18 protein-coding genes are annotated in these 20,183 nt (G+C 62.3%); 8 read left to right on the top strand and 10 right to left on the bottom strand.

Annotated elements, in window-relative coordinates; genetic code table 11:
• Positions 1–37 precede the first annotated feature (37 nt).
• The 5 genes from QN224_RS11495 to QN224_RS11475 form a co-directional block, all read right to left on the bottom strand.
• Positions 38–1,666 carry an ABC transporter ATP-binding protein gene (locus tag QN224_RS11495; RefSeq protein ID WP_283976745.1) on the bottom strand — a complete coding sequence of 543 codons (1,629 nt, stop codon included), beginning with the start codon at positions 1,664–1,666 and terminating at the stop codon, positions 38–40.
• Complete coding sequence (locus QN224_RS11490; RefSeq protein WP_283976744.1) at positions 1,659–2,591, bottom strand: ABC transporter permease; 933 nt, start codon at positions 2,589–2,591, stop codon at positions 1,659–1,661. Before QN224_RS11490 ends, QN224_RS11495 begins: the two co-directional genes overlap by 8 nt.
• A 5-nt stretch (positions 2,592–2,596) precedes the next feature.
• Entirely contained in the window at positions 2,597–3,511 is a 915-nt protein-coding gene (locus tag QN224_RS11485) for an ABC transporter permease (RefSeq protein ID WP_283976743.1), read from the bottom strand.
• A gap of 160 nt (positions 3,512–3,671) precedes the next feature.
• On the bottom strand, positions 3,672–5,177 hold the full coding sequence (locus QN224_RS11480; protein ID WP_283976742.1) for an ABC transporter substrate-binding protein: 1,506 nt from the start codon (positions 5,175–5,177) through the stop codon (positions 3,672–3,674).
• Positions 5,178–5,273: 96 nt separating this feature from the next.
• Entirely contained in the window at positions 5,274–6,167 is an 894-nt protein-coding gene (locus QN224_RS11475) for a DMT family transporter (protein WP_283976741.1), read from the bottom strand.
• Between the two features lie 268 nt (positions 6,168–6,435).
• Here QN224_RS11475 and QN224_RS11470 point away from each other — a divergent pair, with 268 nt between their 5' ends.
• From QN224_RS11470 to QN224_RS11455, 4 genes are read left to right on the top strand one after another with little or no spacing between them, the layout of a single operon-like run.
• On the top strand, positions 6,436–7,581 hold the full coding sequence (locus tag QN224_RS11470; RefSeq protein WP_283976740.1) for an exo-alpha-sialidase: 1,146 nt from the start codon (positions 6,436–6,438) through the stop codon (positions 7,579–7,581).
• Entirely contained in the window at positions 7,578–8,534 is a 957-nt protein-coding gene (gene pdxA, locus QN224_RS11465; protein WP_283976739.1) for a 4-hydroxythreonine-4-phosphate dehydrogenase PdxA, read from the top strand. Before QN224_RS11470 ends, pdxA begins: the two co-directional genes overlap by 4 nt.
• Entirely contained in the window at positions 8,527–9,438 is a 912-nt protein-coding gene (locus tag QN224_RS11460) for a dihydrodipicolinate synthase family protein (protein ID WP_283976738.1), read from the top strand. Before pdxA ends, QN224_RS11460 begins: the two co-directional genes overlap by 8 nt.
• Positions 9,439–9,448: 10 nt before the next feature.
• Positions 9,449–10,573, top strand: coding sequence for an iron-containing alcohol dehydrogenase (locus QN224_RS11455; protein WP_173512293.1), 1,125 nt, complete (start codon positions 9,449–9,451; stop codon positions 10,571–10,573).
• A gap of 194 nt (positions 10,574–10,767) precedes the next feature.
• On the opposite strand, the gene QN224_RS11450 is transcribed toward QN224_RS11455, so the two are convergent.
• From QN224_RS11450 to QN224_RS11440, 3 genes are all read right to left on the bottom strand, one after another.
• Positions 10,768–11,493: a FadR/GntR family transcriptional regulator gene (locus QN224_RS11450; protein ID WP_173512292.1), complete on the bottom strand. Its 726-nt coding sequence runs from the start codon at positions 11,491–11,493 to the stop codon at positions 10,768–10,770.
• Positions 11,493–12,545: a four-carbon acid sugar kinase family protein gene (locus tag QN224_RS11445; protein WP_283976737.1), complete on the bottom strand. Its 1,053-nt coding sequence runs from the start codon at positions 12,543–12,545 to the stop codon at positions 11,493–11,495. The genes QN224_RS11450 and QN224_RS11445 overlap by 1 nt, the downstream gene beginning before the upstream one ends.
• Positions 12,546–12,886: 341 nt before the next feature.
• A complete protein-coding gene (locus QN224_RS11440) occupies positions 12,887–14,179 on the bottom strand; it encodes an NCS2 family permease (RefSeq protein WP_173512291.1) in 1,293 nt (430 codons plus the stop codon).
• Between the two features lie 432 nt (positions 14,180–14,611).
• On the opposite strand from QN224_RS11440, the gene QN224_RS11435 reads away from it, so the two are divergent.
• The 4 genes from QN224_RS11435 to cueR all read left to right on the top strand — a co-directional run bounded on the left by QN224_RS11435 (position 14,612) and on the right by cueR (position 18,671).
• Positions 14,612–14,809 (top strand): heavy-metal-associated domain-containing protein, encoded by a 198-nt coding sequence (locus QN224_RS11435; protein ID WP_173512290.1) that lies wholly within the window; start codon positions 14,612–14,614, stop codon positions 14,807–14,809.
• An 82-nt stretch (positions 14,810–14,891) separates the two neighbouring features.
• A complete protein-coding gene (locus QN224_RS11430) occupies positions 14,892–15,401 on the top strand; it encodes a DUF4396 domain-containing protein (protein ID WP_283976736.1) in 510 nt (169 codons plus the stop codon).
• 130 nt (positions 15,402–15,531) lie between these two features.
• A complete protein-coding gene (locus tag QN224_RS11425) occupies positions 15,532–18,039 on the top strand; it encodes a heavy metal translocating P-type ATPase (RefSeq protein WP_283976933.1) in 2,508 nt (835 codons plus the stop codon).
• 164 nt (positions 18,040–18,203) lie between these two features.
• A complete protein-coding gene (gene cueR / locus QN224_RS11420; protein ID WP_283976735.1) occupies positions 18,204–18,671 on the top strand; it encodes a Cu(I)-responsive transcriptional regulator in 468 nt (155 codons plus the stop codon).
• Positions 18,672–18,816: 145 nt separating this feature from the next.
• Here the strand turns inward: cueR and QN224_RS11415 are convergent, their stop codons facing one another.
• Together QN224_RS11415 and QN224_RS11410 are read right to left on the bottom strand one after the other, a co-directional pair.
• Positions 18,817–19,566: an FkbM family methyltransferase gene (locus QN224_RS11415; RefSeq protein WP_283976734.1), complete on the bottom strand. Its 750-nt coding sequence runs from the start codon at positions 19,564–19,566 to the stop codon at positions 18,817–18,819.
• Positions 19,567–19,691: 125 nt separating this feature from the next.
• Entirely contained in the window at positions 19,692–20,156 is a 465-nt protein-coding gene (locus tag QN224_RS11410) for a cyclic nucleotide-binding domain-containing protein (protein ID WP_173512285.1), read from the bottom strand.
• Positions 20,157–20,183 lie beyond the last annotated feature (27 nt).

The raw sequence follows: 20,183 nt of genomic DNA, 5'->3' as shown, positions 1-20,183 counted from the left end.
ATCTCGGCCTCGCCCGCATTCGTCGGGCGTCCCGCGCTCAGCCCGTTTCGAGGCCGGCACGAACCTTGGGCATGCGACGCGCTGCTTGAACGCGCGGGTCCGGATCGAGGCCGGCGTCCAGCAGGCGCCGCGTATAGTCGCGCTGCGGGCTACCGAAGATCTGCCTGACGGTGCCGACTTCGACGCATTCGCCCGACTGCATCACCATCACATGATCAGCGAAATCGCGCACCACCGGCAGGTCGTGGGCGATGAAGATGAAAGCGATGCCCAGTTCGCGCCGGAGCTTGTCGAGGAGCGCGATCACTTGTGCCTGGATCGACACGTCAAGTGCGGAGACTGCCTCGTCGCAAACGATGAGTTCGGGCCGAAGCGCCAGCGCGCGGGCGATCGCGATCCTCTGGCGCTGGCCGCCGGAGAACTGGTGCGGATAGCGCTCGGCATGGGCGGGCGAAAGGCCGACCTGCGTCAGCAATTCCTCCACCCGCGCACGCCATTGCGGCTTCGGCAGGATCTCGGGATGGATGACCCAGGCCTCCGATATCAGCTGGTAGACCGTCATGCGCGGATTGAGGGACTGCGTCGGATCCTGAAACACCATCTGCATCTGGCGCCGGAGCTGGTAGAGCTCCTTGGCCGGCATTTTCAGGAGGTCCCGGCCCTTCCAATAGGCGTGGCCGGAGTCCGCCTCGTCAAGCCGCAGGAGCGTGCGCGCCAGGGTCGACTTTCCCGATCCGCTCTCGCCGACGACGGCTATCGTCTCTCCCGGCTGCAAGGTGAAGGATATGCCCTTCAATGCCTTGAAGGAGCCATAGGACTTGCAGAGGTCTTCGACCTTCAAAAGCGGCTCACCGGTGGCATTCGGTTCATGCATCTCGCCCCGACCGGGAGCAGCCGAAATCAGCTTGCGCGTGTAGGGATGCCTGGGATTGTGATAGACCTCGTCCGGCGTCCCGGTCTCCACGATCTCGCCGGCGTTCATCACGACCACCCGGTCAGCTATGTCGGCCACGACGCCGAGATCGTGGGTGATCAACAGCAGTCCGAGGCCTGTTTCCTCCTGCAATTCGCCGAGGAGGGCAAGCACCTCGGCCTGTACCGTTACATCGAGCGCAGTCGTCGGCTCGTCAGCAATCACAATGTCGGGTTTGAGCGCAAGCGCCATGGCGATCATCAAACGCTGGCGCTGGCCGCCGGAAAACTGATGCGGATATTTGCGCATCGCCGTTTCCGGCGCGGGAATGCCGACACGCTTCAGAAGATCGAGCGCGCGTGCGCGTGCTGCGTCGGGCGCGATCCCATGAATGCGCATCACCTCGATGATCTGCCAGCCGACCGTGAAAACCGGGTTCAGATGGCTGAGCGGGTCTTGGAAGATCATTGCGATCCGCTTGCCGTTGATCGCGCGCCGCTCATCGTCGGACATGGCGAGCAAGTTTTTTCCAGCGAAGATGACCTCTCCGCTGGTGATCTCGCCAGGCGGCATGTCGATCAGGTTCATGATCGCGGAGGCGGAGACGGACTTGCCCGAACCGCTTTCACCGAGAATCGCAAGTGTTTCGCCGCGGTCCAGATGCCAGCTTATGTTGCGCACCGCATGCACCGTGCCGCCGGCCGTGTGGAACTGAACGGACAGGTTTCGAACTTCAAGCAGATGCTCAGCCATTCTTGCGGCCTCCGATTTCGAGTCTCCAGCGCTGCGCCGGATCGAGGGCGACGCGCATCCAGTTCGACAGCAGGTTGAGCGACAGCGTTGTCAGAATGATCGCCAGGCCCGGCCAGAACGCCAACCACCAGGCGTTGGTGAGGTACTGCTTGCCTTGTGCGACCATCAGGCCCCAGGTCACTTCGGGCGGCTGAATGCCGATGCCGAGGAAGGAAAGCGAGGACTCGGCCAGCATGACGACGGCGAAGTCGAGCGTCGCAATGGTCACGAGCGTCGGGACGACCATGGGCAGGATATGGCGGAAGACGATCCGCAAGGACGACGCCCCCATGACCTTTGCCGCCTGTACGAACATGCGCTGGCGAATCTCGAGCACCTCGGCGCGCGTCGTGCGCAGATAGACCGGGATGCGCGTCACGGCGAGAACGATCACGATGTTGCCGACAGATGGCGCCAGCATGTAGAGCACGATCACTGCGAGAAGCAGCGATGGGAAGGACATGATCACGTCGGCAAGCCGCATGATCACGTTCGACACCCGGTCGGAAGAATAGCCGGCAACGAGGCCAAGCAATGCACCGGCGACGCCGGAGCAGACGACAGCGCCAGCGGCGATCATCAAGGTGTTTTGCGCGGCAACGACGATACGGGCGAGCAACGGCCGGCCGAGTGCGTCGGCTCCAAGCAGAAAGAGCCAGCCCCTATCGAGCGAAAACGGCGCCAGATTGCGGGCGCGCAGGTTTTGCGCCACCGCCGCTTCGCCGAGCAGCATCGGCCCGAAGATGGCGCACAGAACCGCAAGGATGAGGAAGACCGTTGCAAAGAACGCAAACTTGTCGCGCCACAACATGCCTATGAGTACATGCGCCTTGCCGCGCTGCTTGGCCGGGATCTGCGTGGATGGCAAAATACTGGACATGGTCATGGCCTTCAGGTCCTGAGGCGCGGATCAAGCAATGCGTAGGCAATGTCGATCAGCATGTTCATGACGAAGATCGCAAGCGCGGTGACCATGATCGCCGCAAGGATCACGTTGAAGTCGCGTTGCAAGATGGAATCGATCATCAGCTTGCCGACGCCGGGGAAACCGAAGATCGTCTCGACAACGACGGCGCCGTTAAGCATCGCAGCCGCCTGGTCGCCGATGACCGTGATTACCGGCAGCATGGCGTTACGCAGCGTATGGACGAAAATGATCGAACGGTTCCCGACGCCCTTGGCGCGCGCGGTTTTCACATAGGCGGATCCGAAAGCTGTCAGCATCGAGCCGCGCACCACCTGAAGGATCAAGCCGAACGGCCTGATGAAGAGCACCGCCACCGGCAAAATCCAGTGCCAGAGCGTGCCGGTGCCCGACGTCGGAACCCAGCCGAGCGTGATGGAGACGAGGCCGATGCCGACGGTCGCGATCCAGAAATCCGGGGCCGATGCGCCGATCAGCGAGACCAGTGAGACGAAACGATCGAACAGGCCGCCGGGGCGGAAAGCCGCGATCGAGCCGATGGTGATGGCGAGCACCGTCACCAGCGCGATGGTGATCAGCGCCAGTTGCAGCGTCCAGGTGAAGGACTCCAGAACCACGTCGATCGCTGGACGCGCCTTGCGGATCGAGTCGCCGAAGTCGAGGTGCAGGATGTCCCAGACATAACGTCCGAATTGCTGAATGAGCGGATCGTTCAAGCCATGCAGTTCGCGGAACTTGTCGAGCATTTCCTGGGTCGCATCGATCGGCAGGAACAGGGCTGCCGGATCGCCCGTCAACCGCGACAGGAAGAACACCATCACCACGAGCGCGACGAGCGAGAAGAAACTCGAAACGATGCGCCTCATCATCTTTTTTCCCATCGGTCCTACTCCCGATTGTCTCTGCATGTTCCTCAGATCGGAGCCGATTTGAGGAACATGCAGTAATCAAAGCGCTACAGCGACCCTTTATGCGCCTGAACACGCACGGCGCTGTAGGAAAGGCGGAGTTGTCGCCGCCCTTCCCAATTTCAGGATCCGCTTACTTGAAGCGGATTTCCGACAGTTGCAGCTGAGAATTGGTTGCGATCGTCGGGGTGAAGTCGATGCGCGGATTGACCCGTGCAAAGCCCACCATATGGAACAGCAGCACATCGGCAACCACCTCGTCATGAAGATAGGCGATGAGCTTCTTCCAGCCGGCGGCGCGTGCCTCGCCGGTTGCCGCGGTCGCTTCGGCGATCATCTTGTCGACATCCGGATTCGCGATGCCCGATTGACGGCCGTTGCTGTCGTACTTGAAGTACATCGAGAAAACCGGATCGCCACGCGCATTGTCGTGCTGTGCGGCGACAAGCTGCGGTCCGCGGTTTTCCGGATAGGGCTTCGAATACTGCTTTTCGAATTCCGCGACTTCGTACATCTGCAGTTTCGTCTTGAAGCCGACCTCTTCAAACATCTGCTGGGCAGCTTCGAGCACTTCCACAACGTTCGGGAAGTTGTTCGTACGACCGACGATGGTGATGGGCGTTTCGACAGGAACGCCATCGGCCTTCGCCTCGGCAAGCAGTTTCTTGGCGCCTTCCGGGTCAAAGGGCGCGACCTTCACGTCGGGATTCCAGCCGAGTGTCGTCGGCGGCACGATTGCCGTCGCCTTGATCGCCCCCTTTGGCAGCAGCGTGCCGATGAAGGCATCGCGATCGAGCGCCATGTTGAGCGCCTGGCGCACACGCTTGTCGTTGAGCGGCGGTATCGAGTGGTCGAGCCGCATATAGAAGGTTTCGGAGTTGGGATAGCTGAAATCCAGCTCGGCGTCATTGGCGTCGAGTTCGGAGATCAGCGGCGCAATGTCGGCCTCGCCGGCAGCGACCATGGCCGCCCGCACGGAGGGATCGGCGCGGAACACATAGGTAGCCTTCGTCACCTCCGGCGCGCTGCCCCAATAGTCGTCGCGGCGCGTAAGCGTGATGCTCTGACCCGCCTTCCATTCCGTGAGCTTGTAGGGACCCGTGCCGATCGGCTCGCGCGTGAATTCGATCGGGGTTTCGGCAGGCACGATCGTCACCAGCGTCATCAGGAGCGGCAAGATGGGCTGGGCCGGCGTCGCGGTGATATCGACCGTGTTGTCGTCGACGACCTTGGTCTCAAGCTTGGTATCGCCGAAGTAGCGCGGGCTTTCGCACGAGATCTTGTCGCTCATCGCCCGTTCGATCGAGTGCTTGACGTCACCGGCGTCAAAGGCGGAACCGTCGGAGAACTTCGCACCCTTGCGCAGATGGAAGCGCCAGGTGCCAGGACTTGCCTCCTCCCAGCTCTCGGCCAGGCGCGGCATCAAGCCCTTTTTATTGCGAACGTCGAGTTCCGTCAGCGTCTCGGAGACATTCTGCAGTATGATGCGCCCGATGTTCGAGCGCGTCGCCATGCAAGGCTCCACAAGGTCGACCTCTTCGTCGAGGACGACCGTGATGTCCTTTGCTTCCTGCGCCCAGGCCGACGCCACCGCCGACGCGGTCATCATCAAGCCCAACAACAGTCTCTTGCCCTTCATCTACTCCTCCCTAGTGAGGCAGCGCTTTCAATGTTCCGTGTCCGGCCGCGCTGCGAAGCCGTTGCTATCGGTTGCCGCCGCCGGCGGCAGGCTGTCTCAGTCTTCCGCCAACCGTCGCTTCAGACGCCCTCCTCCCACGACGATCATCGTCGCAGCGAAAATGATCGCGGCACCAAACCAGGTGGACAGCCCAGCGATCTCGCCGAACAGGATCCAAGCCATGACCGCAACAAACGGCAGCCGCAGAAAATCCATCGGCGCAATCTGCGATGCATCCGCGATGCTGAACGCCTTGGTCATCAGCGCCATGTTGGCGGCTCCCATCGCGCCCTGCAGTGCGAGCAAGGCAAACTCGCGAAGGTCGGGCGTCGTCCAGTAGAGAGCCGCAGGCACAGCCGCCAACGGTACGGTTACGATCAGGTTCCAGACGACCAGCGTTTCGGTCGAATCCAGGTCCGACATGCGCTTCAGCATGAGCTGTACGAGCGCCTGCAGCGCGGCGCCGGCGAGCGCCAGAAGCAAGGCCGGGGCCATGCCGCCCTGCGCTGCGGGGTCGATGATGATCAACGCGCCCGCGAAGCCTGCCACGAGCGCGAAAACGAGGCCCGGCGTCAACTTTTCGCCGAGCCAAAGCCAAGCGCCAAGCATCAGAAAGATCGGCGTCGTGAACATGATCGCCATCGCGTCGGCCAGTGGAGCGGCGGCGAAGGCCATAAAAAAACAAACGAGCGCGGCAAGCTTCAGCGCCGCGCGCGTAACATGCTGAAGCCGATAGCCGGACTTGAGAACGCGAGGGCGCGCCAGGATCAACGGGACGATTGTTGCCAGGCCGAAGAGGCTGCGAAAGAAGCCGATGACGAACGCATGCACCTCACCCGCAAGCAGACGGACAACCGCCGCATCCGCGGCAGCAAGCGCAGCGGCCACTGCGACGCAACAAAGCGCCTTGGCCGTCGAACGCTCACTCTGATGATTGACGATTGCCGCCATGCTCTCCCGTGACGCTCCTCTCGCTCACTTGAAACCAGACTGGATCAACGTCACTAATTTGTCAACTCACGCATCGCTATTTCCGCAGCAGTATTTTTTTCAAGTACTTATGTTCTTGATATTACGTGATGTTTTTGCTCTTCTGTGCGAACAATCACTTCTGATTTGCCCATATTCAACTTGACAACATCTGATTCTTTTTGAATTCTTTTTGCACATCGACAGGAAAGGGAGGAGAGAATTGACGCCCGAAGAGATCGGAAGACGCATGGACGGGCACCTCGTCCCCGCAGGCACGGACCGTCAGGAAGCCTTTCTGCCGTCGCCCAAGATTCATAATCACGCGTCGTTCCTGGCATTCCTGCCGGATGGCTCGCTTGCCTGCACCTGGTTTGCCGGGACACTCGAGGGCAAATCGGACATCTCCATTCACCTCTCGGTCCTTGCGCCCGGAAGTGGCACCTGGTCGGATACAGTCCAGGTCACCGATGATCCGGATCGTTCCGAACAAAATCCGATGATCTTCGTTCGCCCCGACGGGGGCGTCAGCCTGTTTCACACGGCGCAGCCATCGGGAAACCAGGACGAAAGCCGTGTGCGCGAAAGATCCCTGACCCTTGAGAACGGAACGCTCTTTTCCGGGCCGGCCCGAGACCTTGGGCTCGCAGCCGGGACGTTCATCCGGTCGACAATCGTCCGACGTGACGATGGCGCGTGGATGCTGCCTCTATTTTTGTGCAACCCTCGCCCTGGCGCGCGCTGGACCGGCACGCACGACACCGCGGCCGTGGCGGTCAGCAGCGACGAAGGTGCGAGCTGGACGGTGACAGAAGTTCCGCAGTCCTACGGCTGCGTCCACATGACGATCGTGCCGCTCGACGGCAATGAAATGGTCGCGTTCTTCCGCCGCCGCCAGGCGGACTTCGTCTACCGTTCGACGAGCCTTGACGACGGGCGGAGCTGGACGGCGCCGGAAGCGACGGACGTGCCCAACAACAATTCCTCGATCGCCGCTGTCCGTCTCGCCGACGGACGCGTGGCGCTGCTGTGCAATCCGGTCTCAGCAGCAACATCGAGCGATCGGCGCGATTCGCTCTATGATGAACTTGGCGAGGACGATCATCGCCCGAACGCCGAGGGCGGAATAACGCCGATCTGGGGCGTCCCCCGGGCGCCGCTGACGCTTTGCGTTTCGACGGACGGCGGCAGGACGTTTCCGCTTCGGCGGGTGGTCGAAGATGGGCCGGGCACCTGCCTTTCGAACAATTCGCTCGACGGGCGGAATCACGAGCTTTCCTATCCGGCGCTTCTCGAGGACGGAGAAGGCAACCTCCACATCGCGTTTACCTTCCATCGACGCGCGATCAAATACGTCCGCCTCGCCAGGAGCTGGATCGACGGAGACCCGAAATGAGCAATATCGTTGGCATAACCATGGGCGACCCGGCAGGCGTCGGACCGGAGATCATCGTCAAGTCTCTTGCCGAGATGAGTGCCGCCGATCGGGCCGCAACACGGGTGTTCGGGAACCTGGCGCAGCTCGAGGCAGCAAAGGCAGTTCTCGGCATCGAACTCGACCTCCGCGACATCATCGAGGACGTTCCGGTCGAAGGGGCACCGCTACCCTGGGGGAGACTCAGCGCGGTCTCCGGCGACGCGTCCTTTCGTTTCATCGACCTTGCCGTCAAGTCTGCGATGGCCGGGAAGATCGGCTGCATCGTCACGGCGCCGATCAACAAGGAAGCGCTGAACTCGGCCGGGCACCACTACGACGGTCATACCGGCATGCTGACGGCGCTGACCGGCGCGAAATCCGCCTTCATGCTGCTGGCGTCGGAGCGGCTGAAGGTCATCCACGTCTCGACGCATGTTTCGCTGAAGGACGCGATTGGGCGCGCCAAGCCCGAGCGCATTCTGGCGACGATCAGGGCGGGGAACGAGCATCTCAAACGCATCGGCTACGAGAAACCCAGGATCGCCGTAGCCGGCATCAACCCCCATTGCGGAGAAAACGGCCTCTTCGGAACGGAGGACGATGAACACATCACGCCGGCCGTGGCCGAAGCGCGCGCGGAAGGCATCGACGTGCAGGGCCCGATTTCGGCGGACACGGTTTTCCACCGCGCCTACCAGGGCGGTTTCGATCTCGTCATCGCGCAATATCACGACCAGGGGCACATCCCGATCAAGCTGGTCGCCTTCGACACGGCGGTCAACGTGTCGGTGGGCCTGCCGATCGATCGGACTTCGGTCGATCACGGGACGGCCTTCGACATCGCCGGCAAGGGCAAAGCCAAGCATGTCAACATGAACGCCGCTATTGCCTACGCGCGCAAGCTTATCGCTGGGAAGAACGCAAATGTCTGATTTCGAAATTGGCGGCGTGTTCTGCGCCGCAACCACAGCCGTAACGACCGATGGCAGGCCGGATTTCCGCCTGTTCATCGACCATTGCCGAAAGCTGTTGGACGAAGGCTGCCACGGCATCGCCCTCTTGGGCACCACCGGAGAAGCCAATTCCTTCGGATTGAAGGACCGTATGGAAATTCTCGACCGGGCCATTGCCGGCGGCATCCGTCCGGAACAGCTCCTGCCGGGAACGGCCCAATCGGCCGTCGCCGACACGATCGAACTCACCCGCCACGCCATTAGGGCTGGTGTGCGCGGCGTCGTGATGCTGCCGCCCTTCTACTACAAGGGCGTCAGCGCCGAGGGCATTTATCGCGCCTATGCCCGCATCATCGAAAGCGTCGGCGACGACCGGCTGAGGATAGTGCTCTATCACATTCCCCAGGTTTCCGGCGTGGCGATCCCGCATGAGGTCGTCGGCCGTCTTCGCGAAGATTTCCCGGGAATCGTCGTCGGCATCAAGGACAGTTCGGGCGATCTCGAAAACATGAAGGCCATTGTCAAGACCTTCCCGGACTTCGGCGTGCTCGCAGGGGCCGACCCGTTGCTGCTGCCGTTGCTCGAGGCGGGTGGCGCCGGCTGCATCACCGCAAGCTCGAACCTCGTTGCCGCCGAGCTGCGCCTCGTCTTCGACAACTGGAACGTCGCCGGCAAGGAGACGGAGGTGAAAGCCGCCCAGGAGAAGATCGTCGCCTGGCGCGAACTGACCAATGCCTATGTCCAGCTCCCGACCGTCAAGGCGCTAGTTGCGCGCCGCCGGGGCGACAATGGCTGGCTGCGCGTCAATCCGCCCCTCGTGGAGCTGACGGACGCCGAACGCGACGCGGTCTGGGCCCGCATGACGAAGCTGGAACAGGCCTGAGGAGCCGATCATGGACGGAATGGCGAGACCGATTACGCTCCACCAACCGAAGCGCCTCGAGATCGGCGCCGGTGCCTCGGCAAGGCTCGGTGCCTTGGCCGAGAGCACCAAGCGCGTCCTGATCGTCGCGTCGGTACACACGATCGGCTTTGCGGAAAGGCTCGGCCTCGGCAACAAGGCATCGATCTTTTCCGATGTTCCGGCCGAACCGGACGACAGGGCGCTCGCCTCCGCCCTGGAGGCTGCTCGCGCGCTCAGGCCGGACCTCGTTGTCGGTCTCGGCGGCGGCTCGGTGCTGGACGTTGCGAAACTGGTCGCGGCCCTCTGGGACGGCTCACAATCGCTCGACGACGTCGTCGGACCGAACAAGGTCGAAGGCCGCCGGACCCGGTTGGCGCAGGTGCCGACCACGGCCGGCACGGGATCCGAAGCCGGTATCCGGGCGCTGATCACCGACAGCGCGACCCATGCCAAGAAAGCGGTCGAAAGCCCGCACCTGCTCGCGGATATCGCCATCCTCGATCCGGAATTGACCTGGTCCGTCCCGCCGGCGGTGACTGCGGCGACAGGCATCGACGCCATGGCGCACTGCGTCGAAGCCTTCACGAATATCCGCGCGCATGATCTCATCGACGGCTATGCCCGCATGGGGATCCGGCTCGTCGGCAAGTATCTCGCGCGTGCGGTGGCGAACGGACGCGACACGGAAGCGCGCGCCGGCATGATGCTCGCATCCTACTACGGCGGCATTTGCTTGGGCCCCGTGAATACGGCTGCCGGCCACGCCCTCGCCTACCCGCTCGGCACGCGGCTTGGACTGCCGCACGGACTGGCAAACGCCATCATCTTCCCGCATGTGCTCGCCTACAACGCTCCGGTGCGCAAGGAAAAGACCGCGGAAGTCCTCGATGCGCTCGGACTTCCCGCGCTCGACGATCACGCGCAGGTCCTCAAGGCTGCCTACCGCTTTTGCGAGGAGCTCGGCGTGGAAATGCGTCTGTCGGCTCACGGCGCCGATCCGGACGCTCTGGAGATTTGGGCAGGCGAGGCTCACGCCATTCGCCGGTTGATGGACAACAATCCGCGCGAGATGTCTGTGCGTGACGTGCTGGACATCTATAGGGCCACGTTCTGACGAGCCGCGGGTCACACGTTCACCTGAGATCCGTGATGACGGGTCACCGGTCGGCACTGGACTGCCGGCGATAGACGCCGGCCGAAACCATGCTTTGCCGACCCGATCTGCGAGTATCCGTGCGCGGGCCGGACATCGACACTCAGTGGGTCGTGAAAACGAGTTGAGTGCACGTCACGGACAGGCATGGAAGGTCAGCCGCCCTGCGTGTACTCCGGACGCCGGCCCTCGAAAAGCCGATCGCGAGAACCGCGGATATGCTGGCGCATGAGCTCGCGTGCCTGGTTCGGTTTTCGGTCACGAATGGCCTCGTAGATCGCCGCATGCTCGTCGTAGACATGACGCAAGCCAGTCACAGAGTTTTTCAGCGACAGGCCGTGGAACTGCATGCCGATGGCGATGTGATCCTTGAGCGCTTCCATCGCCGTCGAGAAGTAGCTGTTTCCGGACGCTTGGGCGATTGCCAGATGGAACATGAAATCGGCGTCCTCCCGATGGCGCTGCCGATTGGTCGCGTCCTGCAAGGTCTCGAGTGCAAGCCTGATCACCCGGATCTGCGTTTCGCTGTGCCGCTCGGCAGCAAGCGCCGCGGCCTCGGGTTCCATCGTCATGCGGAACTCGTAACAGTTCTGTAGGTCGGCGATGTTTTCGAGCGGTCCGAAGCCAAGCGGCTGCCGCAAACCCTGAATTCGAACGAAACTGCCGGCCCCCTGCCGCGAGTAGACAAGGCCCTGATCGCGAAGTCTTTTCAGGGCATCGCGAACGACCGGGCGGGAGACCTGGAACTCCGCCGCCAGCTCATGTTCGGTCGGCAGGCGCTCGTCGCTCTGATAGGCACCCGATTTGATCGCGTGCTGCAGCCGTTCGAAGACGACCTCGCTCAGGCTCTTGCGGTGCGAAAGCTGCTCTCCGGCGCGCATCAGGCCAACACCTCTTTCCTCGTCATGGCGCGGACGACCTTGGAAAGCGTGTCGGAATCGCCAAAGCCGCCGGATTTGGTAATGTAGAATCGGCCGTCATGCTCGGCAACCGGAAGGCCCGGAAGCACTTCCCCGACCAGGCGGAGAACACGAATGTTCTCGCGTTCGAAATAGGCCTCCGCCGTCGCACCGCCGCAGAGCAGCATCGTCCGGCATCCGTCGACAAACGCGGCCGCGGATCGCGCGAGCGCTGCAGCCACATCCGACGCCCTGGCCGGCGGCATGCCCTCCACCGCCTGTATCAAAGTCACGTCCTTTGCGTGCTCGGAACCGCGACGGACCTGTTCCACCTGTCCCGCAGGCGCCGCCAGATAGAGGAGATCGGGTACGGCACGCCGCAGTTCCTCGACCTGCGCCACGGTGATCGGATCCCGGGAGCCTATGGCCATAAGCAGTTGCCCCTCCCGCGCGGCAAAGGGCTCCGCACGCGGCCTGCCCGTCCTGCTCGCCAAGGCGTTGGCGAGCGAAAGCGCGCCGACGAGAAGATCGCCGGGGCCAATCCCATCGACTGCAACGCTCATCTCCTCGACCGTCCCGGTGTCCGGCACGACGGCGCGACCGGCGACGACACCCAGGCGGTCGGCAACGGAAATCGGTTGATCGACCCCGAAACCGCGGATCTGGCCATCGCTGACGACCCGGCCGAATTCCGGGATCGCCGGCAAGACGACCGCCCTTGCAAAATCCAGAACGGAAAGCTCCGCCTCGACGTTGCCCTTCAGGCGCGAATCGACCTTCTTGAAGATCCGCATGCCCGGTGCCATCGCCCGCTGCGCGAGCAGAACGCGTCGCGCGGCCTCTGCCGCGTCGATTTCGCGGCTACGCGTCGTAACCGCGATCACGTCGGAGCCGCGCTCGATCGCCTCGCCAAGCGCGCTCTGGTCTGCGACGACATCGACCGAGAAGCCATGAACAGCGAAGGGCGCCGCCGTATCCAGCGCGCCGGTCAGGTCATCGGCAATGATCAAAAGCCTGTTCTGCATTGCATCCATGCGGCATCCAATTTTTACAAATTCCCAAGCGAACGATGCAGAATCGCGCTCATTTTTCCTTTTCAAATCATGGCAGAACCTGTGACGAAGGCAACATATTTTTACAAGTATAGGACAAGTGGAAACTCCAATTTCCGAGCTTCGAGCGTCGGGCATCGATAGGAGCGAGAGGCGAAGCCGACTCTAGATATGCTCCTGACAACATCAGTAGAGGCCATCTCGGCCGGACCAATCAATCAACAAAAGGAAAGGCCGAACCTGCTGAACGCAGGTCCGGCCGACTTCGTTGTCGGAACAAGGAAACAAATGCGGACCGGAAACCTCCGCCCCGTGTCAACCGTTCAGCCGCCGAAGAATGCGAAGCGAACGACGAACAGGGCCGCAACGATCTGCGTTGCCGGGTGGATGACGTTCCATTTGCCGGTGAACACCTTGAGCACGACGTAGCTTACGAAGCCGAAGGCAAGGCCATTGGCGATCGAATAGGTGAAGGGCATGGCGATCGCGGTCAGCGCCGCCGGTGCTGCCTCGGTGAGATCGTCCCACTCGATTTCGGTGAGCTCGCGCATCATCAGGCCAGCAACATAGAGCAGCGCCGGCGCCGTTGCGTAAGACGGAACCGCCGCGGCGAGCGGCGAGATGAACAGCGCGGCGAGGAACAGCACGGAAATGACCAGCGCCGTAAGACCGGTACGGCCGCCGGCCTGGACGCCGGAAGCGCTCTCCACATAGGCCGTGGTGCTGCTCGTGCCGATCAGCGAGCCGGCGATGATTGCCGAACTGTCGGCAAGCAGGGCACGGCCGAGCCGGCTGGGCTTGCCTTCCTCGACCAGCTTCGCGCGCTTGGCGACGCCGATCAGCGTGCCGGTCGCGTCGAACACTTCGACGAGCACGAAGACGAGAATGACATGGACCAGCCCGCCATGCAGCGCACCCATGATGTCGAGTTGCATGAAGGTGGGGGCGATGCTCGGCGGCGCCGAAACGATGCCCTTGAACTCGCTGACGCCAAGCAGCATCGACAGGACCGTGACGACGAGAATACCGATCAGGATCGCGCCGCGGATCTTTAGCGAATCCAGTACGGCGATGACGAAGAAGCCGAGGATCGCGAGCAAGGGCCCGGTCTGCTTGAGATCGCCGAGCCCGACGAGCGTCGCCGGGTTGTCTACGACGATACCGGCGTTCTTGAGCGCGATGATGCCGAGGAACAGACCGATACCGGTCGCAATGGCGCTGCGCAACGAATGAGGAATGCCGGCAATCAGCCAGCTTCGCACGCCCGTGACCGTCAGCAGCAGGAAGATGAGACCGGAGATGAACACGGCGCCGAGCGCCTGCTGCCAGGTGAAGCCAAGGGCGGCGACGACGGTGAAGGCAAAGAAGGCGTTGAGCCCCATGCCCGGCGCCATGCCGATCGGCCAATTGGCGACGAGAGCCATGACTGCCGAGCCGAGCGCGGCGGCAAGACAGGTCGCGACGAAGATCGCATCGCGATCCATGCCGGTCGTCGACAGAATGTCGGGGTTGACGAAAATGATGTACGACATCGTCAGGAATGTCGTGAGGCCGGCAACCAGCTCGGTGCGGGCGGTCGTCCCATGCTCTTTCAGTTTGAAAAGTCGTTCAAACATTTTTCCTCCCTTGGCAGACGCCATCACGACGCAGCCGAACGACAGCGGCCAGGCAGATGCTCCTCCAACGTCCCGACCATTTGTATTTTTAACCGACCCGGAATTCAAAACGTCAGGCGGCCATTTCGGCCCTTCGGCCCGCACCGGATGAGCGCAGCGAATGCCTCATGCAGAGCGAAATGATTGTGCGTCGTCGCGCGAAGGATCGCTAGCCACCCATTTCGACGGCACGGGCGAAAGACTTTCAAATTTTTCAGCGCAGTGAGGACCACGCCGCTTTCTCATGTTGGCGCGGATCGCTCCCCGGCGGGCGGCACAAAAGCGGCATTATGGTCCGCTGAAAAGCCGCGGAAAATTTCTTGCGATGAGGCCTTGACCTTCCAACGATGGGAAGCTCCATCTTCATCCCATAGCGAAACAAAGGAGACAAGCATGCAACGCTACAAGATCGACGACATGAGCTGCGGCCACTGTGTCAGCACGGTGGAAAAGGCGATCCGGGGGATCGATCCGGCGGCCAAGGTCAACGCGGATCTCGGCACGAGGGAAGTGAGCGTCGAAACCACCGCTGACAGCAGCGCCATCGTACAGGCGTTGAAGACGGCCGGTTACGACAGCCTGCGGCTGTAAAGCTGGATGCGGTCGGCGCAACGCCCCGCCATAGCCGGAGCGCCGACCCTCTATCCCATCGACGAAGAATCGGAGCTTGAACATGCAACAGCACCGGCACGCCCATTATCACAGCCACGGCGGCGGTTCCGCTACCGTGTCTGCCGTAGCGACATCGCTGAACCGATTGGCTTTTTCCGCCACCGTGCACTGTCTGACCGGCTGTGCCATCGGCGAGGCGTTGGGCATGGTGATCGGCACGGCGCTTGGATGGGGCAATATGGAAACCATCCTGTTGGCCGTCGTGCTGGCGTTCATCTTCGGCTATGGGCTGACGATGTTCCCGCTGTTGCGGGCTGGCATGCCATTCGCCGCCGCGCTCAAACTGGCGCTCGCTTCGGACACGGCGTCGATCGCAATTATGGAACTTGTCGACAACGCAATGATGCTGGTGATTCCAGGCGCAATGGACGCTGGTCTCTCTCCGCCACACTTCTGGATCAGCCTCGCCGTATCGCTCGTTATCGCCGGCGCCGCCGCCTTTCCTGTCAACCGCTGGCTGATCGCCCGCGGCAGGGGGCACGCCGTCATCCACGCCCAACACAAGCATTGAAATCACGACGCACTTTCGGACGGCTGAAAAGCGAGCGGACGGGCAAGGCGAGCTTGACCTTACCATCGCCAGAAGCCCCGTCCTGGTTCGCAATCACATTTGCAAGGAGCACGACATGGGATCGGTGACGATGATCCAAACAAGAAATGCCGAACCGATTGCCGGGTCTGCAAGAACCGCCAGCATTCCGGTGGAAGGCATGACCTGCGCCTCCTGCGTCGCGAGAGTGGAAAAGGCCATTCGCGCGGTGCCGGGCGTCATGTCGGCTTCGGTCAATCTGGCGACGGAGCGGGCCGACGTGCGCTTCGATGCAACGGCGAAACCCTCCGAAATCGTCAAGGCGATCGAGAATTCGGGTTATGGCACCTCCGAAGAACTCCTCGAACTCGGCATTGAAGGCATGACATGCGCATCCTGCGTTGCGCGCATCGAAAAAGCGCTGAAGGCTGTGCCGGGAACCATCGAGGCGAGCGTCAATCTTGCCACCGAGCGGGCTACCGTTCGCGTGATCAAAGGGCTCGCATCTGTTGACGTGCTCATCGAGGCCGTGCGTGGCGCCGGCTACGATGCCAGGCGCATAGCAGGCGGGCATGACGTCGACCAGGAAGCGGAGAAACGCGAGCAGGAAAGCCTTCGCCTGAGGCTCGCTCTCGTAATCGCCGCGCTGCTGACGCTGCCTGTCTTCGTCCTCGAAATGGGGTCGCATTTCATTCCGGCGATCCATGATTTCGTCATGACCCGCATCGGCATGCAGGAGAGCTGGTACCTGCAGTTCGTTCTCGCGTCCCTCGTCCTTTTCGGCCCCGGCCTTCGTTTCTTTGAGAAGGGCATTCCGGCGCTACTGAGAGCCGTACCGGACATGAATTCGCTGGTCGCGATCGGCACGCTTGCGGCTTGGGGCTATTCCGTCGTTGCGACCTTTGCATCCGGCCTGCTCCCGGCGGAGACCACCAACGTCTATTATGAAGCAGCGGCGGTGATCGTCACGCTGATCCTGCTCGGCCGCTTTCTCGAAGCGCGCGCCAAGGGCCGCACATCGGAGGCGATCAAGCACCTCATGGGCCTCCAGCCCAAGACCGCCCGTGTCATCCGCAATGGCGAAACGGTGGAAATTGCGATCGGCGACGTGCACGCGGGTGATATCCTTGTCGTCCGCCCCGGCGAGAAGGTCGCCGTCGACGGCATGGTCGTCGAGGGCAATTCCTATGTCGACGAATCAATGATCACCGGCGAGCCGGTCCCCGTTCAGAAGACGGAGGGGGCCGAGGTCGTCGGCGGCACGATCAACAAGACCGGCTCCTTCAGCTTCCGTGCCACCAAGGTCGGAACGGACACGGTGCTCGCGCAGATCATCCGCATGGTCGAGCAGGCCCAGGGCGCGAAGCTGCCGATCCAGTCGCTTGTCGACCGCGTGACCGCCTGGTTCGTACCCGCCGTCATGGTAATCGCTTTCGCAACGTTCCTCGTCTGGCTCGTCTTCGGCCCGGATCCCGCTTTGACGTTCGCGCTCGTCAATGGCGTCGCCGTGCTGATCATCGCCTGCCCCTGCGCCATGGGGCTCGCCACCCCCACTTCCATCATGGTCGGGACCGGCCGCGCGGCCGAATTGGGCGTGCTCTTCCGCAAGGGCGAGGCACTGCAGACGTTGCGCGATGCCGAAATCATCGCAATCGACAAGACCGGAACGCTGACCCGGGGGCGGCCCGAACTGACCGATCTCGAGACCGCAACGGGCTTTGAGCGCGATGCCGTTCTGGCCTTGGTCGCCGCGGTCGAGAAACGCTCCGAGCATCCGATCGCGGAAGCCATCGTCTCCGCGGCAAAGGAGGCCGGTCTCGCGGTCGGCGAAGCGGAGCAATTCGAGGCGATCCCCGGCTTCGGAACCCGCGCCGATGTTGCTGGACGAACCGTTCATATCGGCGCAGACAGGCTGATGGCGCGCGAGGGTATCGACGTCACCGTCTTCGCCGATCACGCTCGCCGCCTCGGTGACGAAGGCAAGAGCCCGCTTTACGCGGCGGTCGATGGCAAGCTCGCGGCAATCATCGCCGTCGCGGATCCGATCAAGGAGACGACGCCGCAGGCGATCCGCATGCTGCATCAGCTCGGCCTCAAGATCGCGATGATCACCGGCGACAACCGCCGCACGGCGGAGGCAATCGCCCGCAAGCTCGGGATCGATCAGGTCGTCGCCGAGGTTCTGCCCGAGGGAAAGGTCGCCGCGCTGAAGCAGCTGAAGACGACGGGACAAAACGTGGCCTTCGTCGGCGACGGCATCAACGACGCCCCGGCGCTCTCCGCAGCCGATGTCGGGCTGGCGATCGGCACGGGAACGGATGTCGCCATCGAGAGCGCCGACGTCGTGCTGATGTCCGGCGACCTCCTCGGCGTGCCGAATGCCATCGCGCTTTCGAAGGCCACGATCCGCAACATCAAGGAGAACCTGTTCTGGGCCTTCGCCTATAATGCCTTGCTGATCCCGGTCGCCGCCGGTGCGCTCTACCCGGCCTACGGCATTTTGCTTTCGCCGGTTTTCGCGGCCGGGGCCATGGCGCTTTCCAGCGTCTTCGTGGTCGGCAATGCGCTGCGTCTGAAGAGCTTCAGGAGCATCTCGCGTGAGAGCGCCGCAGTTCGATAGCGCCTGGCGCCATTGGCGCCTTGCGAGTGAGAGTCCTATATCAGCGGCATATGCTGCATTGTTCATTGAAACAGTGAGAGAATGATCCAACTCTTTGAATTAACGCAATTCCGGACGGGAAACTGTTGCACGCTTTTCCTGGAATTGCCCTGGAAGGTGATGTCATGAATATCGGCGATGTCGCGCGCGCCTCCGGCGTCTCGACGAAAATGATCCGCTACTACGAGACGATCGGCCTCATTCCGCCTGCCCACCGCAGCGAAGCCGGTTACCGCAACTATGGCGCCAACGACGTCCATACGCTCCGCTTCATCCGCCGCGCGCGTGATCTCGGCTTCACGGTCGAGCAGATGACGGATCTGCTTGCACTCTGGCGCGACCGCTCCCGCGCAAGCAGCGAGGTCAAGAAGATCGCGCTCGATCAAGTGGAAATTCTGGAGCGCAAGGCGGAAGAACTGAAGGCGATGAGCCGGACGCTCAAGCATCTTGCCGCCCATTGCCACGGCGACGAGCGGCCGGATTGCCCGATCCTCGATGACCTTGCCGAAGCGGAAGCGAATTCCGACAAGGCACAGGAATCAGCCCGTTTCGGCCGCAACGGTATCGATCCGCTGCGGGTCAAGGCACGATGAAGCCTGCAGGGTTCGCCGTCGAAGTCACGATGTGAACGACGGCGCGGCGGCCAAGAGCCGCTTCGCCGTACCGGCGGCCGGCGCGGCCCCGACTATGTCCTGCGAACGCGCCCAGCTGCACACGACGCCAGGGGGGCGCCTGCAGTCATTTCGCGACAAAGAGCAGATCGAAGCCCCTGAATTCGCGCCGCGCCACCGATTTGCGGATCGCCGCCCAGATGGCGGACGGGTTTTCGAGCCTGAATCCGCGAAAGCTCCGGATTAGGCGCACGGTGGCCGTGATCGTTCGCAGCGCGCGGGTGAACCGTGGACCGGATAGGGAGGCGGCGAGGATCTGCGGATGCACCGCGATCAGCACGCCCGCCGTTCTCTTGCGGTCGATCGCCCGGAACTGGTCGAGCGCCTTGTACTCGTAGCCTTCGATGTCGATCTTGAAGCAGAGCCGTTCCGTCCTTGCCATTCTCTGAAGGTCGGCAATGGTGACGGTTTGCGCCGTCACTGCCATGCCGGTGTCGTCGGCAATCAGCGCCGAGGTTTCGGAACTGCCGAAGCCGCCGCCGACCGAGTGCAACACCAGGCATTCGTCCTCGGAGAGCGCAGCGTTGATGAGCTTCACCTCGCCCGCATTTTCGCGTTGCATCTGCGTGAGTATGTCGAAGCACACCGGATCGGGCTCGACCGTGATGACATTGTCCGCGATCTGCGCCGTCCAGTAGGGCGTTACGCCGATCCAGCCGCCGATGTCGATGAACGTCGTCGTCCCGTCGACGAGGCGCTCTATGTTGCGGAACGTACCGGGCTCCCACTGGCCACCTTGCAGTCGGGCAAAGAAGCGCGCCTTCTCCGGCTTCTCGGGGAAATAGACGGTCTTCTGAAAATAGGTTATCGCGCGCATCGCGCCTCTTTAAGCATTTCGGGGCGACGTGTGAAGCGGTTCCCCAGGGAAATGCGAGGAAACAAAGAGTTAGGGCAATGCTGCGCCGCTGCCCGGTTGCAAACGTCAACGCGGCCGAGTGGTGCTTACGCCTCTGCCCTCTGAGCGCGGCTGCGCGCTTCGGTGAGTTCGGAGGTGGTCTGGCTGAGGCGGTCGGCGAGCACGCGCATGATTTCCACCGCCATCTCCGGGAAGTCCGCCAGCAATTTCAGGAAATCGTCCTTGCGAATGCGCAACGCTTCGAGCCCCGTACTTGTCTTGACGGTAGCTGTGCGCGGCGTGTTGCAGAGGATGGCGATCTCACCGACGATCGAATTCTGTTCCACCTCGGCGACTTTCAATTGTCCATTTGGCGTCGTAACTAAAACATCGGCTTTGCCGGAGAGGATCACATAGGCCGCGTCGCCGATATCGCCTTGATGAAACAGATTTTCTCCCGCGCTGTACATTACCCTGTCGGAGGTGAATGCCAGAAGCTTGAGCTTGGCGGGTGGTAAGCCGGAAAACAGCGTGATCCGGCGCAGCATTTCCACTTCATCTTTTAGGAGCATAACAGTCCGCTTCTCCGAGTGTGTCGC

Origin of the sequence: Sinorhizobium sp. 7-81, assembly GCF_030124405.1 — a bacterium.
Classification (GTDB): Bacteria; Pseudomonadota; Alphaproteobacteria; order Rhizobiales; family Rhizobiaceae; genus Sinorhizobium; species Sinorhizobium psoraleae.
Note: the sequence above shows the minus strand (reverse complement) of the source record. Positions and strands in the feature narration are given on the sequence as shown.

What these genes read in the sequence shown, in the direction of transcription:
- QN224_RS11495 (WP_283976745.1), bottom strand. Translation starts at nt 1,666, where the DNA reads ATGGCTGAGCATCTGCTTGAAGTTCGAAACCTGTCCGTTCAGTTCCAC.
- QN224_RS11490 (WP_283976744.1), bottom strand. Translation starts at nt 2,591, where the DNA reads ATGACCATGTCCAGTATTTTGCCATCCACGCAGATCCCGGCCAAGCAG.
- QN224_RS11485 (WP_283976743.1), bottom strand. Translation starts at nt 3,511, where the DNA reads ATGGGAAAAAAGATGATGAGGCGCATCGTTTCGAGTTTCTTCTCGCTC.
- QN224_RS11480 (WP_283976742.1), bottom strand. Translation starts at nt 5,177, where the DNA reads ATGAAGGGCAAGAGACTGTTGTTGGGCTTGATGATGACCGCGTCGGCG.
- QN224_RS11475 (WP_283976741.1), bottom strand. Translation starts at nt 6,167, where the DNA reads ATGGCGGCAATCGTCAATCATCAGAGTGAGCGTTCGACGGCCAAGGCG.
- QN224_RS11470 (WP_283976740.1), top strand. Translation starts at nt 6,436, where the DNA reads ATGGACGGGCACCTCGTCCCCGCAGGCACGGACCGTCAGGAAGCCTTT.
- pdxA (WP_283976739.1), top strand. Translation starts at nt 7,578, where the DNA reads ATGAGCAATATCGTTGGCATAACCATGGGCGACCCGGCAGGCGTCGGA.
- QN224_RS11460 (WP_283976738.1), top strand. Translation starts at nt 8,527, where the DNA reads ATGTCTGATTTCGAAATTGGCGGCGTGTTCTGCGCCGCAACCACAGCC.
- QN224_RS11455 (WP_173512293.1), top strand. Translation starts at nt 9,449, where the DNA reads ATGGACGGAATGGCGAGACCGATTACGCTCCACCAACCGAAGCGCCTC.
- QN224_RS11450 (WP_173512292.1), bottom strand. Translation starts at nt 11,493, where the DNA reads ATGCGCGCCGGAGAGCAGCTTTCGCACCGCAAGAGCCTGAGCGAGGTC.
- QN224_RS11445 (WP_283976737.1), bottom strand. Translation starts at nt 12,545, where the DNA reads ATGGATGCAATGCAGAACAGGCTTTTGATCATTGCCGATGACCTGACC.
- QN224_RS11440 (WP_173512291.1), bottom strand. Translation starts at nt 14,179, where the DNA reads ATGTTTGAACGACTTTTCAAACTGAAAGAGCATGGGACGACCGCCCGC.
- QN224_RS11435 (WP_173512290.1), top strand. Translation starts at nt 14,612, where the DNA reads ATGCAACGCTACAAGATCGACGACATGAGCTGCGGCCACTGTGTCAGC.
- QN224_RS11430 (WP_283976736.1), top strand. Translation starts at nt 14,892, where the DNA reads ATGCAACAGCACCGGCACGCCCATTATCACAGCCACGGCGGCGGTTCC.
- QN224_RS11425 (WP_283976933.1), top strand. Translation starts at nt 15,532, where the DNA reads ATGATCCAAACAAGAAATGCCGAACCGATTGCCGGGTCTGCAAGAACC.
- cueR (WP_283976735.1), top strand. Translation starts at nt 18,204, where the DNA reads ATGAATATCGGCGATGTCGCGCGCGCCTCCGGCGTCTCGACGAAAATG.
- QN224_RS11415 (WP_283976734.1), bottom strand. Translation starts at nt 19,566, where the DNA reads ATGCGCGCGATAACCTATTTTCAGAAGACCGTCTATTTCCCCGAGAAG.
- QN224_RS11410 (WP_173512285.1), bottom strand. Translation starts at nt 20,156, where the DNA reads ATGCTCCTAAAAGATGAAGTGGAAATGCTGCGCCGGATCACGCTGTTT.